Genomic DNA, 17,231 nt, shown 5'->3' with positions numbered 1-17,231 from the left:
ATCTATGTCAAAGAAAACTTACAATCACGCTGCACAGCAAAGGCTGGCGTGTTCGTACCTGACCGGAGCGGGCAAAACCGGCAGCGCGCAGCATCTTTGAAATTTCCTTTGCTGAGCGCGGGCGTCCGGAATTCATGGCCCAGAGATAAAGGCCAAAATACGCGTCTCCCATGCCCTTGGCACCGGGGGTATCGGCCATCGGTTCGGCAATGATGAGCCGTCCGCCGGGCGGCAGTGCTTTGCGGATCTCGGTCAGCAGATGGACCGCCTGTTCATCGTCATGATCATGCAGGATCCGCACGAGCGAAACGCAATCATATCCGGCGGGAATGGGGCTGTGGAAGAAATCCCCTGCATGCAGCGAAACGCGGCCCGCCAGCCCCTGCTGCGCCAGCCGACTCGCAGTTCCTTTGAGAACCGGCGGCAGATCGAAGATGCCGAGTCGCAATGCCGGATGGGCTTCGGCAACTCCGGAAACGAAGCGCCCGTGACCGCCGCCGATATCCAGCAAGCTGACATGCTGCGCGAAATCGTAAGCGCCGAGCACCTGCTCGCACACCATCGCCTGAGACGTCGCCATAAGCTGCGAATATTCCGAAGCTTTTTCGCCGTCCGGCTCGGAGGCATAGTGCCAGAATTGGGAAAGCGCCGTCTCTTGCTTCCGGTCTGCGCGCAGCAGAGCCAGCGGATCGGTGAGGTCGCGGTAAAGCAGCCGGTGGTGGCGCACCATGGCGATGGCGCCTTCATTTGCATGAAGAGCAGCGCCCTGTTTGCCGAGCATCCAGCAATCTGATGAAACCTCCTGTGCCAGATCGATCGCAGCCGCCGCTTTCACCAGCCGAAGCGCTGCGTCGTGCGAAAGCTCGGTGTGTTCGGCGATCTTGGGAAGATCGCAGGGTCCCGTCGCCAGCAAATCGAGTAACCCGCATTCAACGCATGCGAGAAGGGTCTGAGAGTAGGTGAAGCCCGCCACAAGGTCGAAAGCCTGTCTAGCTTTGTAGCGGGCAACCAGCGACATTGGCCAAAATCTCGAAGTCCAATTCTGGAAGGCGGGAGAGCCAAGAATTCGATTACGTTGAGCCACCCAGCGGATTTTCCATGAGGACGGCGCAGCTGCACCAGATCGAGAAAATTGATCCGCCATATGTCCAATGAACTGGACAGATGCGGTGTAAAGGTCAATGATCTTCGTTTCGAAAGGGGGCGACCTGACAGCACCATCAGCCTCGCATGCCGCGCCGCAAGGAGACCACCACGTCGTGATTATCGGCGCGGGGATTGGCGGCCTGTGTTCGGCTGCGTTGTTGGCTGGAAAAGGGTGCCGCGTGACCGTCATTGAGAAGGCCGCGCATGCTGGCGGCAAAGCGCGACGCTTTTCAATAGATGGCGCTGAAATAGACGCTGGCCCGACGGTCTTCACTCTTCGCGAAGTGTTCGAAGAGATTTTCGCGGAATGCGGCGCGCGCTTGTCGGATCATGTCAATGTGCGCCCCGCCGAAACGCTCGCACGTCATGCATGGAGCATGGATGAGCGGCTTGACCTGTTTGCAGATCCTGATCGCAGCGAAGAAGCCATAGGTGATTTCGCCGGTGCCGAGGCCGCGCGCGGTTTCCGCTCCATGCGCGCAGAGGCGAAGCGTATTTACGATATTCTCGATGCGCCATTGCTGAGGCAGGGCAAAGTATCCTGGCCACCGCAATTCATTCGCCGCATCGGTCTCTCGCGAATGGGCGAACTCTCAGCGGTGCGACCTTACGAGAGTTTGTGGAAAGTCCTCGGCGAGCATTTGAAAGATCAGCGCCTGCGACAGCTATACGCGCGCTATGCCACCTACTGCGGCTCGTCGCCTTTCGATGCGCCAGCAACGCTGATGTTGATCGCGCATGTCGAGGCCAAGGGTGTCTGGCTGATCGAAGGCGGAATGAGCGCGCTTGCCCGCGGCTTGCAGAACATCGGCGAAGCGCAGGGGGCACGCTACCGCTTCGGGAGTTCAGTCGCCTCAATCGAAACAAACCGCGGAAAAGCGTCTGGTGTCACGCTGGATAGCGGTGAGCATATCGCTGCGGACCGTGTGATCGTGAACGCCGATCCAGCGGCCTTGGCCAATGGGCGCTTCGGCAAAAACGCAAGCCGCGCGGCCCGGACACATATGCGCAGCAACCGGTCCTTTTCCGCCATGGTCTGGCTGTCCAATGCAGAGACAATCGGATTTCCGCTGAAGCGGCACAATGTATTCTTCTCGCCCGACTATGAGCGCGAATTTACCGACATCCGGGCAGGTACGCCGCCCCGCGACCCCACGGTATATGTCTGCGCAATGGACCGCGAGAAAGGCGAGGCTGTTTCAGGGCGAGAGCGTTTTCAAATCATCGTCAACGCGCCCGCCAATGGGGACACACACACCTATTCGTCCGAGGAGAGAGAGCAATGCACGAGGGCGATGAGCCGGACACTGGCCCGCTGCGGGCTGGAGCTGGAGAAGGATTTCCGCCATCAATTGCTGACGCCGAACGAATTCGAGAGCTTTTTGCCCTCGACCGGCGGAGCGATCTATGGACGGGCCTCGCACGGGTGGGCGGCATCCTTCCTCCGCCAAGGCACGAGGACGCGGATCCCTGGGCTTTACTTCGCGGGTGGAAGCACCCACCCCGGGGCGGGCGTGCCGATGGCCGCCTTATCCGGGCAGTTGGCGGCCCGCACGGTCATGACAGACCTCGCTTCGACACGCCGGTTCCACCCGGCGGCTATGCCTGGTGGTATGTCGATGCCATCAGCGACGACGGGCAATACGGGCTGACGGTCATCGCCTTTATCGGCAGTGTTTTCAGCCCCTATTACAAGCGCAGCGGCAGAGGCGATCCGCTCGATCACACCTGCCTCAACATCGCGCTGTATGGTCCCAAGGCGCGCTGGACGATGACAGAGCGATCACGGGGCGCGGCCGTGCAGGAAGCGGACCAGCTTCAGATCGGACCGAGCAATGTGCGGTGGACAGGCGAGGCGCTGGAAATCGACATCGTCGAGCGCGACACGCGCCTTTTCAATCCAATTCATCGCCGGGTACGCGGCAAGTTGCGTGTCATCCCGCGCGCGATCAATACGGTGCCTTTCGGCCTTGATCCCGACGCACGCCATCGCTGGCATTGCCTGGCACCGCGCGCGCGCATCGAGCTTCGCATGGATGAGCCTGGAATCAGCTGGAACGGCGAAGGCTATCTCGACAGCAATTCAGGCGAGGAGTCGCTCGAAGAGGGTTTCCGCGTCTGGCACTGGTCACGCGCGCATTGCCGCGAGGGCAGCGTCGTCAATTACGAAGGCGTGCGCCGGGATGGGTCGCATTTCGCCAGCGCACTGCGTTTCGCCAAGGATGGCTCGCCCGAACCCGCAGAACTGCCGATGGTTGCGCCGCTGCCCAACACCTTCTGGCAGATCGAACGCAAGACGCGGGCCGACAGGGGCCATGCGCGGGCGCTCGATACCTGGGAGGACAGTCCGTTTTACGCCCGGTCGCAATTGCTGACGCAGTTGTATGGGGAGCGGGTCGTGGCAGTGCAGGAAAGCCTCGATCTGGACCGGTTCAAGTCACCGATCACCCAGTTCATGCTCCCTTTCCGCATGCCCCGGAAGCGCGGCTGATTGATCTTCGGCGGCCTTGCGCGCCCTGTCTTTCTTGATCTCGCGATTGACTGACCAGAGCTGGTAAAGGCCAAAGCCGAGCGCGGTGACAGCAAAGAACACGATTTCGATGACGCCGAAATTCATAAGGCCTTGGCCTTTGTGATGGGATGCTCATTGGCGAAGCCGTTGATCAACTGCGCCGCGGTTTGCGGGGCCTCCTCATGCGCCAGATGGCCGAGATTATCGAGCAGGGTGAGTTTCGCGTTCGGAAGCCGCGATGCCGCGCCATCCACCGCGCCTGTCGGCACGGCCTTGTCCTTGCGGCCATGGACCAGCAAGACCGGATTGGAGACTTCGCCCAATCCCTCGCTGAAAGTGTCGAGATCCCAATTCGCCATCATCTCCAGCGCGCCTTCGCAGTGGCGGTGATTGCCAAGGAGTGCCTCGTAACAGGCGAGATATTCGGGCGCGATTGTGGAGCCCGTAGCCCTGCGCAAGAATCTCTCGGTTTCGCCCGGAATGCGGGTGGTCGCAGCGAAAATTCGCGGGACGAGGGGATTGACGAACAGCATTTTCGCCATCGCCGGAAACAGCTTTGCGGCGAGGCCGGGAAATGGCGTGATCGCCGGTCCGAAACCGATGACCGGGATCTTCGGGGCGTGGGTGCGAGCGTAGTCCAGCGCAATGGCGACACCCGCAGAATGGCCGGCGATGGCATCAGGATGCTGACCAAGCTCATCCATGAGCGCCGACAGGGCCTTCGTCACATTCGGCAGCGTAGGCCCGCCACGCAGCGAACCCGCTGTAAAGCCGTGCCCCGGCAGATCCGGCACTATCAGCGTGAAATCCTGCGCCAGCTTCTCCATCACTCCGGCCCAGCTGTGGCAGGACGCTCCGGTGCCGTGCAGCAGGAGGAGGCTGGGGCCTTCGCCCACTTGCTGCACATGCCAGTCGAGCCCGCCGGCAGTGACGAAGCGGGAGGCCTCCGCATTGGGCCAATTGGGCAATTCACTCTCGCGGTTGAGCGGCGATCTCATGCGGTTTGCTTTTCTGGTTGCGCAGCCAGCACGACTTTGCTGAGCGCCTGCGCATCCGCAAATGGCAGCGGTAGGTAGCGCGCGCGCATGTCCGCAGCTAGTTTGGCGGCATCGTCCCTTGGCCGCGGAGCAATATCGATCACCAGTGCCGCAAGGCCGCTTGTCGCCACGGCTTTGGCAGCGGTCTGGGCATCTTCGCGCGCCTTTTTGCGGCCCGGCGTGCCATCGGCGGCAATATTGGCGCTGCCATCGGTCAGCACGACAAGGAACGGCGTGTTGCCGCGGCTTGCGATCGAGGTGCCGAGTTCGCGCGCCAGAGCAAGTCCCGACGCGAGCGGCGTACCGCCCCCACCGGGCAAACCTGCCAGCGCCCGGCGCGCGCGGGTGAGCGAGCGGGTGGGGGGAAGCAGCAAGTCTGCACCCGTCCCGCGGAAGGCGATCAGGGCGACTTCGCTGCGTTTGACATAGGCTTGGGCGAGGATCAGCTCGACTGCACCCTTGGCTTCGGCGAGACGCGCCGCAGCAGCCGAGCCTGATGCATCAACACAGAACACCGTAACGCTGGCAGCCCGCTCCTCAAAACGGCGGATGCGCAGATCGGTTCTGCGGATTTGCAGCGTGTCACTGCCGCTCTCGCGCTGCCGCAAGGGTTGCCATGGAACCGCGCTTCTCAACGTATCGATGATGGCTAGCCTCGCACCATCGCGCGGCTGGCCGGGGCGCGCACCGAGCGGCTTTCCGCGCAGCTTCGACTTGGCGCGATTGCCGCTCCCACCGCTGCTCGCGCTGCGCCGACCGTCGTCCTTCGCAATCATCTCAAGCACATCGGGCGGGATCGCTGCCAGCGCAGCCTCGAGCACGAGGTCGTCCGGGATCTGTTCGCCCGTTTGCTGCTCTTCGCTCTCGCCTGGCGTATCGGAATGGTCGGGAGGAGGTGGCGGAGGCTCTTCCGCCGATTGTTCTTCAGGCGATTGCGGAATGCGCGTGGCACGCGGGGCCAGGACTAGTCGCGCGGCGGCGGTGAGATCGTCCTGTGCAATCTCCCCGCGACCAGACAGAGCCGCGTGCGCGCGCGCAGCATTCAGGGCGAAAAGTAGCGGGCGCGCCGAGTCCACACCGAGGGCCATCGCCACGCCAGCGAGCGTTTTGAGCGTCTCATCGGAGGCCGGGGCGACAGAGCTTATGTCATGGGCTTTCGGCCTTTCGCTATCGTCCGACTGTAGCGAGGTGACGTCCGACAGTTCACAGTGAAAGGCGATCCGATCGAGCAGCGTTGCGGGGGCACGCTCATCTGCCTCGCGCCCATCGTCGAGCAGGATCAGGCCGAAGCCAGCCTTGGCGTCGATCGTCTGAGCCAGTCTGCCGGCAAGGCCATCGCGCATCCGCTCTGCCATGGGCGCGATCAGCAGTGTGCCATCCGCATCTGCGAGGAGCCCCTTTTGCATGACAGGTTTTCCTGCCGTCAGGCTGGCGACGATATCGACCCCGCCCAGCAAACGCTCCTCATCGATGTGCGGCGGGATGCGGCGGGTTGGAAAACCGCTTTTCAGCGCAGCGAGAACCAGATCACGCGCAGGACCGCCACCGCGAAGGTTCATCCCGCCGAGTGCTGCGGGCGCGATTGCCAATAGCCGTGCGGCGAGCAGCGCATCCGCGAGGGGGGATGGATTGTCCGCTGGCTCTTGCCCGCTCATCCGAAGAGTTCGGATATCGCCCGCTCGATACGGACGGTGGAGCCGGTTTCATCGAGCACATCGCGGCGCAATCGGTGGCGCAGGGCTAGCGGCGCGACTTCGATCAGATGTTCGCGGCGCACGGCTTTTGCGCCTTTCAGGGCAGCGAGTGCACGAGCAGCGCGCATCAGCGTCAACTCGCCGCGCAGCCCATCGGCTTTCACCTCGGCACACAAATTGGCAGCGTCGGTCAGCACATCGTCGGGTACGGTGAGTTTGGCGAGCTTGGCCTGGCCGCGGGCGATCTGCTTGAGGACCTTCTCCTCCTCCCCAGCCCATTCCTTGGCGAAGGCCTCTGCATCACGTTCCTGCGCGCCGCAGCGCCGCATGATTTCAACGCGGTCCTCGATGGCCTCGGGCGTGCGCACTTCTACAGACAGGCCGAAGCGATCGAGCAATTGTGGGCGCAATTCGCCTTCTTCGGGGTTGCCGCTGCCGATCAGCACGAAGTTGGCGCGGTGGCGGATGGAAAGGCCTTCGCGCTCGACCACATTCTCGCCCGACGCGGCGACGTCGAGCAGCAGGTCGACCAGATGATCTTCCAGCAGATTGATTTCATCGATGTAGAGAAAGCCGCGGTGCGCCTTGGCGAGCAAGCCCGGCTCGAACGCCTTCTCGCCCGAGCGCAAGGCCTGTTCCAGGTCGAGCGCGCCAAGGACGCGGTCTTCCGTCGCGCCCAATGGGAGATCGACGAATGGCACCGGCACTTTGCGCGCCCGTTTGGACGTGCAGGGATCGGGGCAGCTGCCCGATTGATCCGGCGTGCATCCATATCGGCAGCCCTCGGCGATGGATATGGGAGGAAGCAGGGCGGCCAGCGCGCGGGCAGCGGTGCTTTTGCCCGTACCGCGATCGCCAAACACCATCACCCCGCCAATAGAAGGGTCGACCGCCGCGATCAGCAGCGCCAGCTTCATCTCGTCCTGTCCGACGATGGCGGAAAAAGGGAACCTGCTCACGTGTCAGGCAATCTGGACAAATCGGAGCGTCAGGGCAAGCGTTGATTGTGAAAACAAAAATGCCCTCTGCACTTGGCATCTCAATGATGAAATTTGGGACCTAGGCCAAAGAACTACTGGCAATTCGTTCGACCGAACAGTATTCGGCTCGCATGAAGAACAAACTCATCAGCACCGCCATCCGGCAGTTTGGCGAGCGTGGCTTCGATGGTGCGAGCACGCGCGATATCGCGTCCGAGGCGGGCACGACGATGAGCAACATCACCTATCATTTCAAAGGGAAAGAGGGACTGTATCGCGCCGCTGCCGAGGCAATCGTCCAGCGTTTTGCAGAGGTCAGCCGCCACCAATTTTCCCAGCCCGTACCACCGGATATCGATGCTGCGACTCGGATCGAGCGCGTTTGTGCAGTGCTGCGCACGATTGGTGCCTTCATGCTGAGCGATGAGGCAGAGCCGCTCGCGCGCTTCGTGGCCCGTGAGCAGCAGAGCTCGCAATCGGTCATGCGCGAATACTTCCAGCGCGACATTGCACCCATGGTTGATGCGCTGAAGCAGCATGTCACCATCCTGCGCCCCGATCTTTCAGCCGAGGATGTGAATGCGACTGTCTTCTTCCTCCTGAGCATGGCCATTTCGCTGCGCAGTTCACGCATGTCGCTCTGCATGTTCATGGAAGTGACCGATATCGACGATAGGCTGGGTGCCCAGGTCCTCGAACGGCTGGAGGCAACCGTTCGCGAAGTGCTTGCTCACCCAGTTTCGAAGGAGGGACAGCGATGAACCGGAAATTCGCCTGCTCCATTCTGGCGGCACCGCTTGTGCTGAGCGGCTGCATCTCGCTGGCTCCCGACCCGCAAGTACCGGTAGTCGCGGCGGAAATGCCCGAGAGCTACGCATTCGCCTCCGACAATGGCGACTATGTGCCAGCGGCGTGGTGGACGACTTACGAGGACCCGACGCTCAACGCGCTTGTCGAAACGGCGCTGGTCCAGAACTTCGACATTGCCGAGGCCGCCGCGCGCGTAGAGCAGGCCCGCGCACAGGCCCGCATCGCGCGCAGCGCGCTTCTGCCAACGCTTAATGTCAATGGAGGCGCAACATCCTCCAGCACGCCGCTGGCGGGCAGCGCCTTCGGAGGATTGGGCGGCGGAGGCATCGACCGGATCGAGAACGACACCGTCTCGCTCAGCCTTGGCGCGGCCTATGAAGTGGATTTCTTTGGCCGTGCGCGCAACGATTTGCTCGCCGCCCGCGCAGACGCCATTGCCACCGAATATGATTTCCGCACGATCCGCCTCGCCACCGCGGCAGAGGTGATCGCCGCCTATTTCGATATCGTCGACACCCGGCGCCAGCTCACGCTCGCGCAAGAAACTGCGGACGTGCTGCAGGATCGTGCCGATCGAACGAATGAGCGATTTGAGCGCGGTCTGGTGCAGAGTTTCGAGCTTTATCAGGTGCAGCAGCAATTGCGCGCCACGCAGGCGTCCGTACCGCAGCTGGAAGCCGCCTTGGCCGCGAATGAAGGGCGCATGGCAATCCTGCTCGGCACCTATCGCGGCGAAGTGTCGGAACTGCTCGAGGGTGATCTGACACCGCAACTGGTTTTCGAAGATGTCCCGACGGGCCTTTCTACGCAATTGCTCCAGCAGCGACCCGATGTCGCTGCGGCATGGGCGCGGCTGGAGGCATCGCGCCTGCGCATCGGTGCACGCCGGGCCGAGCGCTTCCCGCGGCTCAGTCTCTCTGCCTCCATCGGCTCGCAGGGTGACGGGATTGGCAGTGCGCTCAATATTCTCGACAATTGGGCTGCCTCACTTGCGGCGAATATCGTTGCGCCGATCATCGACGGCGGACGAATTTCCGCCAATATCCGCGCGGCGCGCGCGGCTTACGATCAGAACGCGGCCGCCTATGCGCGCAGCGTGGTCACGGCGTTTACCGAGGTCGAAAACGCGCTGGCGGAGTATGACCAGCAGCGCCGCCGCTATGTCCTGATCACCGCCCAATTGCGCGAGGCAGAGGCATCGCTCGATCTGCAACGTCGTCGCTATGCGGCAGGTGTCGGCAGCTACATCACCTATCTCGATGCTTTGCGCACTGTCCGTCAGGTCGAAGCCAGCCTGTCTGGCTCCGCCCGCGCGACAGCGCTCGCGCGCCTTGGCGTGCACCGTGCGCTCGGCGGGGACTGGGCACCTGTCATCGAAACACCTTCTCTCGAAATGCAGCCTGCGGAAACCGCCGCGGCAGGAGACGCTTCATGAGCAAGCAATTGAAACTCTCGCTGATCATCCTCGGCGTTGCCATCCTGATCGCTGCGCTGATGGTGTGGCTGCGTCCGGAGCCGGAAGAACAGCCGCGCGAAGAGCAGGTTCCACTGGTCGAAGCCGTTGCGTTTGAGGCGGCGGCTGGCCCCATTCCCGTGCTCGCAACCGGCACGGTTCAGGCGCGCGATGAGGTGGTGATCAGCGCGCAAGTGGCCGGGCGTCTGGCCTATGTCCACCCCGCGTTTCGCGAAGGTGGCACGGTCCCCGCCGGGGCGACACTGCTGCGGATCGAAGCCTCCGATTATCAAAACCAGGTCCGCATCGCGCAGGCCGACGTGGCGGCGCAAAATGTGAACGTGCTGCAAGCGCAGGAGGAAGTTGCGATAGCGCGCGACGAACTGGCGCGCTTCGGAGCGCGTGAGGCCGCGCGCGGCGAGGCGGGGGGAGGCTCACGCATCCTGCCTCCCGACCAGCTTGCCTCGGCAGGCGCAACGCAGAGTGCTCCGCCTTCGAGTACGAACGGTCTCGCCTCGCGCGAGCCGCAGCTGCGGTCCGCTCAGGCAGCAAGGGACCGTGCGCAGGCAAACCTTTCTGTCGCACAATTGTCGCTCGCCCGGACGCGCATCACCGCGCCTTTCCGTGGGCTTGTTCAAGAAGAAAGCGTTTCGGTTGGAACGCTTGTGCAGCCGGGACAGGCCCTTGGTGCAATCGCTTCGACCTCCGCCTTCGAAGTGCGCCTGTCGCTCACCGCCGATGAAGCGGCGCTGGTCCCCGGCCTGCTCAGTGGCGCGCGCGGACGCATTCCGGCGAGCGTGTTTTATGACTTCGGCGGATTGACCTATCGCTGGGATGCGAGGGTCGATCGCGCCGATGTGAGCCTCGATGCACAGACGCGCAACGTGGAAGTGTTTCTGCAGGTGCCCAATCCGCTGAGCGGCGGTGTGCAGGTCGTTGCGGAGGGCGAAGAACCGGTCGATACTCCTGCACCTCCGCTGTTGCTCGGTGCCTTCGTGCGCGGCGAAATCACAGGCGCGGTGATCGAAAACTATGCCGCCATTCCGGCAAGGGCCCTTCGCCCCGGCAACGAGATTTGGGTCGTGCGCGATGGCGCCTTGCAGATCCTCTCTGTGCGGGTGATCCAGCGATCGGATGATCTCGCTTACGTCAGCACTCCGACGCTGGCAGAGGGCGGTTATCTGGTCACCAGCAGCCTGTCCGCCCCGACAGAAGGTATGGCCGTGCGTCTTGCCGGAGCCAGCAGCCAGTGAGCGAAACAGCTACCCCTGCTCAAGAGTCGCCCGATAACGGCGCGACAGACCGGTTTGGCAATTTTTCCGACGAGCGCGCACGCGATCGCAAGGGCATCATCGCCTTTATGGCGCGCAATGGCGTGGCGGCGAACCTGCTGCTGATCTTCATGGTCGTGGCAGGCCTCGTCTCCTACAGCACCATCGTTCAGGAGGTCTTCGCCGAAAGCAGTCTCGATACCATCGCCGTGACGGTCGATTACCCCGGTGCGACTCCGGAGGAGATCGAGGAGTCGATCCTTCAGCGCGTCGAAGAGGCGGTTGGCGCCATCGAGGGTGTGAAGGAAATCACCTCCACCGCCAATGAGGGTTCGGGCACCGTCAATGTGGAGCTGGAGCTCGGCACCAACATGTCCGACGCGCTGGACGAGGTGAAGTCCGAAGTCGACCAGATCCAGACGTTCCCGGTGGAAGCAGAAGAACCCAACGTTCGTGAATTGACGACACGGCAGGTGGTGATGCGGATCGCCCTGTATGGCGATGTCAGCGAGCGCTCACTGAAAGAAACCGCCTATTCGCTCGAAGATGCGCTTTCGGGCCTTGACGATGTGAGCTATGTCGAAACGAGCGCCGTGCGTGACTATCAGGTGTTTGCCGATATCCCCCAGGATCGGCTGCGCGCGCTCAATCTCTCGCTCACCGATGTATCGCGCATTGTCGCTGCCAGCAGCCTCGATAGCCCGGCAGGCTCGATCGATACCGACAGCGAAGAGGTGCGCATTCGCACCGTCGGTCAGAATTACAACCAGCAGGATTTCGAAGACGTCGTGCTCATCAGCTCCGGTGACGGTGCGATATTGAGGCTCGGCGATGTGGCCACCGTGCGGGACGAATTCGCCGATTTCGATCTGATCACCCGCTTTAATGACCAGCCGGTTGCTTTCGTTGATGTGTTCCGCACCAGTGACGAACGCGTGCTCGATGTCGCCAATGCAGTCGAGACCTTGCTGGCAGAGGATTTCCAGCTTCCAGCAGGTGTCAGCTATGCGATCTGGAACGACCAGTCCTCGCTGCTGGAAGATCGCCTCTCACTGCTGGTGAAGAATGCGGCGCTCGGCCTGCTGCTCGTGCTGGTTGCGCTGACGCTGTTCCTCGATCTGCGCCTCGCTTTCTGGACCGCAGTGGGCATTGGCGCGACCTTCATCGGCGCGATTTTCATTCTCCAATGGGCCGGATCGAGCATCAACATGTTCTCGCTTTTCGGCTTTATCCTTGCGCTCGGGCTGGTGGTCGATGATGCGGTTGTGGTGGGCGAGAATATCTATGCCGAGCGTGAACGCGGTCGCAGTGGCATGGGCGCTGCCATCGCCGGGGCGCAGCGCGTGCGCATACCGGTGATCTTCGCTGTCCTGACAACCATCACGGCCTTCGCGCCGCTGCTGGCTGTGGGTGGGACTATCGGCAAGATCCTCGCCGATATTCCTCTCGTCGTGCTGGCAGTCCTGGCGCTTTCTCTGGTCGAGGCTTTGCTTGTCCTGCCGCATCACCTCAGCCATTTGCCAGCCGCTGGTACTGCCGCGACCAACAGGGTCACCCGGTTCTTCGAGAAGCTGCAGAAGACCGTCGACGAGAAGCTGAGGGCATTCATCGACGGGCCGCTCGATCGCGCGCTCCAGGTGTGCGTCAAAATGCCGTTTCTTGTTCTTTCGGCCTCGGTCGCGCTGCTGATCGTTTTCTTCGCCATGATCCCCGGCGGGCTGATCAAAGTGGCGTTCTTCCCCGATATCGAAGGCGACCGGGTGACGGCGCGGCTGGAAATGCCTGCCGGGACCACAATCGACAACACAGAAGAAGTGGTCGCACGTATCGAAGCAGCTGGCGACCGCGCCCTGGCGCGCTTTTACGATGGCGAACCGACCGAGGCACCGTTCCTTGAAGGCATCTTCACCTCCATCGGCCTGCGGCAGGTGCAGGGCGGGCCGGACGGTCTGCAATCCACTTTCCGTCCCTCACTGGCCGACATTGAAATGTCGCTCGTCCCTGCAAACGAGCGCGACATTTCCGCGGCTGAGCTGGAGGATGCGTGGCGCGAGGAACTGGGTGAAGTGCCGGAGGCGCGTTCGTTCACCATTTCCTCCGCACTGCTCAACGTCGGCGATCCGGTAAATGTGCAGATTTCGCATCCCGATCCGGCCGTGCTCGATCAGGTCGATGACCGGATTGTTGCCGAGTTGCAGACCGTCACGGGCGTTTTCGACATCGAAAGCGATCAGGATGCGGGAATGCGCGAGATCGAATTGCGTCTAAAGCCCGAAGCGCGCACGCTCGGTATCACCTTGCAGGATGTCGCCAGCCAGGTGCGCGCAGCGTTTTTCGGTGCCGAAGCGGTGCGGGTGCAGCGCGGCCGTGAGGACGTTCGCGTCTACATTCGCCTGCCTGAAAGCGAGCGGGATTCGATTGCCGATGTCGAAAGTTTCCGCGTCCGCACGCCGGGTGGCTTTACCTCGGTCGGCGCGATTGCCGATGCCAGCTTTACGCAGGCGCCTTCGGTTATCCGCCGCGAGGATGGCCGCCGCGTGGTGACCATCTCAGCCGATATCGATGATGATGTGATTACGGGTCAGGAAGCGAATATGGTGCTGGAGCAGGAGATATTGCCTCCGATCCTGGCTGACTATCCGAACATGCGATATTCACTGGGCGGCGAGCAGGAAGAACAGCAGGAAAGCTTTGGCGATCTGGGTGCTGCTTTCGGCCTGGCGCTGATCGTCATTTACGCCCTGCTGGCGATCCCGTTCAAATCCTACACGCAGCCGATGATCATCATGGCGGCCATCCCCTTCGGCCTGCTTGGAGCGCTGTTGGGGCACCTCTTGCTGGGCATTCCACTAGGCATTCTGTCGGTGTTCGGAATCGTCGCGCTTTCGGGCGTGATCATCAACGGGTCGCTGGTGCTGATAGACTTCCTGAACGAGAATCTCGAACAGGGCATGCCGCCCGAAGAAGCGATGGTGGACGCGGCGAAAACGCGGTTCCGGCCGATCATGTTGACGGCCATAACCACGTTCCTAGGCGTCGCCCCGATCACTTTCGAGACGAGCCTGCAGGCGCAGTTCCTGATCCCCATGTCCGCCAGCCTTGGCTTCGGCGTGCTGGTGGGAACATCGCTGCTGATGCTGGTGATCCCCTCGCTGGCGATCATTCACATGCGTGCGAAGAAGCGGATCGCCCTCGCCTTTGGGCGGGACGATCCTTACCCGCAGCTCACGCTCGCTTATTGATCGTTACGGCGCGCCAGCAGACGGAAGCCCCAGGCGGGCAGCGATACCGTATCGCCCTCTGCCAGAGTGACAGCTTCACCAGTGCGGAATTCCGAATAGGTGCCTGCCGCGATACCGTCTGACAACGTTGCCTCGACAGGGCTGCCCGACAGGTTGAACAGGCCGACGACCTTGTTGCCATCCTGCTCGCGCACCCAGCCGAACAGCTGCTCGGGCCGATCGTTGACGACCTGCTGCATGCGCGCGCCCCAGCGGCCATTGTGCAGTGCGGGATTGGCGGTGCGGAAAGCGATGAGATCGGTCAGCAACTCTCCGTATTCGCAATCCTCGCCCTGGCTCCAGTCGATCGGATCGCGCTCGAAGAATTCAAGCCGCTTGGCATTGCAGGCTTCCTGACCATTGTGGATCAGCGGCAGGCCTTCGCCGGTGAAGCTGAGCGCCGTCATCGCTTCGAGCGCGTCGCCATAGTTCTCGAAAATCGTGCCTTCCCACGCATTGCTGTCGTGGTTCTCGATATAGGTCATGCGCATGGCTTCGCGCGGCCACAGGCTTTCGTTCTCGGCGTAATAGCCGAACAGGCTGGTCGCATTGCCGCGGCCCTGCGCGATGTCCTTGCTGGTGTGGTGCCAGTCCCACGCATAGGTCGCATCGAAACTAGCGCGGTGGTAGGAGGTTTCCTGCACTTCGCCGAGCATGAAGACCGGGCGGATTTCATCAAGCCGTGCGCGCATGGTCTCCCAGAAATCGACAGGGACATAGCCTGCGACATCGGCGCGGAAGCCGTCTATCTCGAAATCGCGTACCCAATATTCCATGGCGAGGCCGACATGTTCGCGCACGCCCGGCTGCGACCAGTCGAGATCGATGATGTCGGACCAGTCCCACCATGGTGTCGGGCGGAAATTGCCGTCCCAGGTCTTTTCATACCAATCGGGATGTTCGGTCGCGAGTTCGTTGTCCCAGGCGGTGTGGTTGGCAACGAGATCCAGGATGACCTTGAAACCCTGCTCATGCGCTGCATCGACGAAGCTGCGGAAATCCTCTTCGGTCCCGAATTCGGGATTGACCGCGTAATAATCCTGCACCGAATAGGGGCTGCCGAGCGTGCCCTTGCGGTTCACTTCGCCAATCGGGTGGATCGGCATCAGCCACAGGATATCGACGCCCATTTCAGCGAGGCGCGGAAGCTCTTCCTCAGCCGCTGCGAAAGTGCCTTCTTCGGTGAAGTGACGGGTATTGATCTGGTAGAGCACCGCATCGCGGCTCCACTCCGGATTCTCGATCTGGACGTAGGACTGCGGCGTCCACGGATCGTTTTGGGCGTTCGCGGCAGGCTCCTCCGCACCCGTACCCATGGCATAGGCTCCGCCTGCAATAAGGGCAGTGGCAGCAGCGCCGATCAGAAATTTACGCATTTACAGTCTCCGTTGAGGTTTCGCCCGGCACCTGCACGCGCAGCATGGCGAGGCCGGCGAGCGTCCAGCTGGCGGCGGCGAACAGCATCGTCCAGATCGGTTCGCCCGGGAAAAAGGCGTTCATCACGCTGCCCATCACCGTGGCGACGAGGAGCTGCGGGACGACGATAAAAATATTGAACAGGCCCATGTAGATGCCGAGCTTCTTCTGAGGCAGGCTGCTTGCGAGAATCGCGTAAGGCATGGCGAGGATCGATGCCCAGGCAATGCCTTTCAACACTTCGCAGACGATCAGCAGGTTCGGATCGCGCAGCACGAAAAAGCCGAGGAAGCCGAGTGCGCCGAGCAGCAGACATGTCATATGCGTGCGCGCCTTGCCGAAATTGCGGGCGAGAGCGGGCAGCACCAGCAGCGCTGCGACTGCGGCCACACCGTTCTGCACGGTGTAAATGAGGTTCCACCAGTTCGCGCCCTCGTTGTAGGCGGCGGTGGTCGGATCGGCGCTGCCGTAGAAATATTGCGATACGATTGGGCCGGAATAGATCCACATGATGAAGAGCGCAGACCAGCTGAAGAACTGCACGAGCGCGAGCCGCTTCATTGTCTCCGGCATGCCCGAGAAATCGCCGACGATGCTGGACAGCATGTTCGCGTGTTTGCCACGCTTGGCCATGGAAATTCCGAGAGCGCTCAGCACGCCATAGGTCGCGAGCAGGCCGCCGAGCAGGTAGATTTCCTTCTGCAATTCAAGCGGCTCGACCGACAGCGCGACAATTGCTCCGGCGACGATCCACAACAGCGGCGAGATATAGCTCTTGGAAGCAAGCGCGTTGACGCTTTCGCCTTCATCGACCTCACGTGCAGCCTCGAACGCGGCCATCTGTTCGGGTGAATATTCCTTGGTCGTGAATACCGTCCACATGATCGCGGTGAACAGGGCAACGCCGCCTGCCCAGAAGCTCCATTTGACCGTATCCGGGATTTGCCCGTCGGCAGCGACATTACTCACGCCGAACTGGTCGAGCAGCCATGGGAAGATCGCCGCGACAACCGCGCCCGCACCGATGAATGCTGTTTGCACCGCATAGCCGGTCGCATGCTGTGACTTGTCGAGCATGTCGCCGACAAAGGCTCGGAACGGCTCCATCGCGATGTTGAGGCTTGCGTCGAGAATCCACAGCAACGCGGCAGCAAACAGCAGGGGCGCTGCAAATGTGGGTGCAAGCGGCATCAGGAAGAGCGAAATCGCCGCGAGCAGCGCGCCCGTCACGAAGTAGGGGCGACGGCGACCGAAGCTGTTCCAGGTCTTGTCCGAGAGGTGTCCGATGATGGGCTGCACGATCAGGCCGGTCAGCGGGGCTGCGACCCATAGCGCGGGCAGATCGTCCATGCTCGCGCCCAACGTTTGGAAGATGCGGCTCATGTTGCCGTTCTGCAGGACGAAGCCGATCTGAATGCCGAAGAAGCCGAAGCTCATATTGGCGAGGCTGCCCCAGCCCATGTGCGGCTTGCGCGCGGGTGTGGTGATGGACGTAGCGCCCTGAACCGATGCCATTGGTAGAACCTCTTCCCGATTTCCCCGTGGGCGGATGGTTCGTGCCATCCTGCTCCGATTCAATCGGGCTGGCACGGAAATGTGCGCGCGACAATACGTATACGAATGTGAAGAGG

Annotated in this window: 13 protein-coding genes; 6 read left to right on the top strand and 7 right to left on the bottom strand. The window is 62.0% G+C overall.

The features are described from left to right. Window positions 1-7: 7 nt before the first annotated feature. The gene (locus tag O2N64_RS01100; RefSeq protein ID WP_271078463.1) at window positions 8-1,336 is read right to left on the bottom strand and encodes a methyltransferase; all 1,329 of its coding nucleotides are present in this window, start codon (window positions 1,334-1,336) and stop codon (window positions 8-10) included. Here O2N64_RS01100 and crtD point away from each other — a divergent pair. Beyond that, window positions 1,260-2,798, top strand: a complete 1,539-nt coding sequence (crtD, locus tag O2N64_RS01095) for a 1-hydroxycarotenoid 3,4-desaturase CrtD (protein WP_271078462.1) — start codon at window positions 1,260-1,262, stop codon at window positions 2,796-2,798. The two genes, O2N64_RS01100 and crtD, sit on opposite strands and share 77 nt — an antisense overlap. A 119-nt stretch (window positions 2,799-2,917) precedes the next feature. Next, a complete protein-coding gene (locus O2N64_RS01090; RefSeq protein WP_271078461.1) occupies window positions 2,918-3,637 on the top strand; it encodes a hydroxyneurosporene dehydrogenase in 720 nt (239 codons plus the stop codon). Here O2N64_RS01090 and O2N64_RS01085 read toward each other — a convergent pair. Genes O2N64_RS01085 through bchI form a run of 4 tightly spaced genes read right to left on the bottom strand, consistent with a single transcriptional unit; the run spans window position 3,584 to window position 7,348 of the window. Then, window positions 3,584-3,763, bottom strand: a complete 180-nt coding sequence (locus O2N64_RS01085; protein ID WP_271078460.1) for a hypothetical protein — start codon at window positions 3,761-3,763, stop codon at window positions 3,584-3,586. The genes O2N64_RS01090 and O2N64_RS01085 overlap by 54 nt on opposite strands. Continuing rightward, complete coding sequence (bchO, locus tag O2N64_RS01080) at window positions 3,760-4,656, bottom strand: alpha/beta fold hydrolase BchO (RefSeq protein WP_271078459.1); 897 nt, start codon at window positions 4,654-4,656, stop codon at window positions 3,760-3,762. Before bchO ends, O2N64_RS01085 begins: the two co-directional genes overlap by 4 nt. Next, window positions 4,653-6,350, bottom strand: a complete 1,698-nt coding sequence (locus O2N64_RS01075; protein WP_271078458.1) for a magnesium chelatase subunit D — start codon at window positions 6,348-6,350, stop codon at window positions 4,653-4,655. Before O2N64_RS01075 ends, bchO begins: the two co-directional genes overlap by 4 nt. After that, window positions 6,347-7,348, bottom strand: coding sequence for a magnesium chelatase ATPase subunit I (gene bchI / locus O2N64_RS01070; RefSeq protein WP_271078457.1), 1,002 nt, complete (start codon window positions 7,346-7,348; stop codon window positions 6,347-6,349). The genes O2N64_RS01075 and bchI overlap by 4 nt, the downstream gene beginning before the upstream one ends. Before the next feature lie 152 nt (window positions 7,349-7,500). Here bchI and O2N64_RS01065 point away from each other — a divergent pair, with 152 nt between their 5' ends. The 4 genes from O2N64_RS01065 to O2N64_RS01050 are packed head-to-tail and all read left to right on the top strand — an operon-like array spanning window position 7,501 to window position 14,145. Further along, window positions 7,501-8,130 carry a CerR family C-terminal domain-containing protein gene (locus O2N64_RS01065; RefSeq protein WP_271078456.1) on the top strand — a complete coding sequence of 210 codons (630 nt, stop codon included), beginning with the start codon at window positions 7,501-7,503 and terminating at the stop codon, window positions 8,128-8,130. After that, entirely contained in the window at window positions 8,127-9,614 is a 1,488-nt protein-coding gene (locus O2N64_RS01060; protein WP_271078455.1) for an efflux transporter outer membrane subunit, read from the top strand. The genes O2N64_RS01065 and O2N64_RS01060 overlap by 4 nt, the downstream gene beginning before the upstream one ends. After that, window positions 9,611-10,885 (top strand): efflux RND transporter periplasmic adaptor subunit, encoded by a 1,275-nt coding sequence (locus tag O2N64_RS01055; RefSeq protein WP_271078454.1) that lies wholly within the window; start codon window positions 9,611-9,613, stop codon window positions 10,883-10,885. The genes O2N64_RS01060 and O2N64_RS01055 overlap by 4 nt, the downstream gene beginning before the upstream one ends. After that, window positions 10,882-14,145 carry an efflux RND transporter permease subunit gene (locus O2N64_RS01050; RefSeq protein WP_271078453.1) on the top strand — a complete coding sequence of 1,088 codons (3,264 nt, stop codon included), beginning with the start codon at window positions 10,882-10,884 and terminating at the stop codon, window positions 14,143-14,145. The genes O2N64_RS01055 and O2N64_RS01050 overlap by 4 nt, the downstream gene beginning before the upstream one ends. Here O2N64_RS01050 and O2N64_RS01045 read toward each other — a convergent pair. Both O2N64_RS01045 and O2N64_RS01040 read right to left on the bottom strand, forming a co-directional pair. Further along, a complete protein-coding gene (locus O2N64_RS01045; RefSeq protein ID WP_271078452.1) occupies window positions 14,139-15,560 on the bottom strand; it encodes an alpha-amylase family glycosyl hydrolase in 1,422 nt (473 codons plus the stop codon). The two genes, O2N64_RS01050 and O2N64_RS01045, sit on opposite strands and share 7 nt — an antisense overlap. Beyond that, window positions 15,553-17,115: an MFS transporter gene (locus tag O2N64_RS01040; RefSeq protein ID WP_442866736.1), complete on the bottom strand. Its 1,563-nt coding sequence runs from the start codon at window positions 17,113-17,115 to the stop codon at window positions 15,553-15,555. Before O2N64_RS01040 ends, O2N64_RS01045 begins: the two co-directional genes overlap by 8 nt. Window positions 17,116-17,231: the final 116 nt, after the last annotated feature.

This window comes from Aurantiacibacter sp. MUD61 (genome assembly GCF_027912455.1).
GTDB lineage: Bacteria > Pseudomonadota > Alphaproteobacteria > Sphingomonadales > Sphingomonadaceae > Alteraurantiacibacter.
The sequence above is the reverse complement of the archived record's forward strand: the minus strand, read 5'-3'. Positions and strand labels throughout refer to the sequence as shown.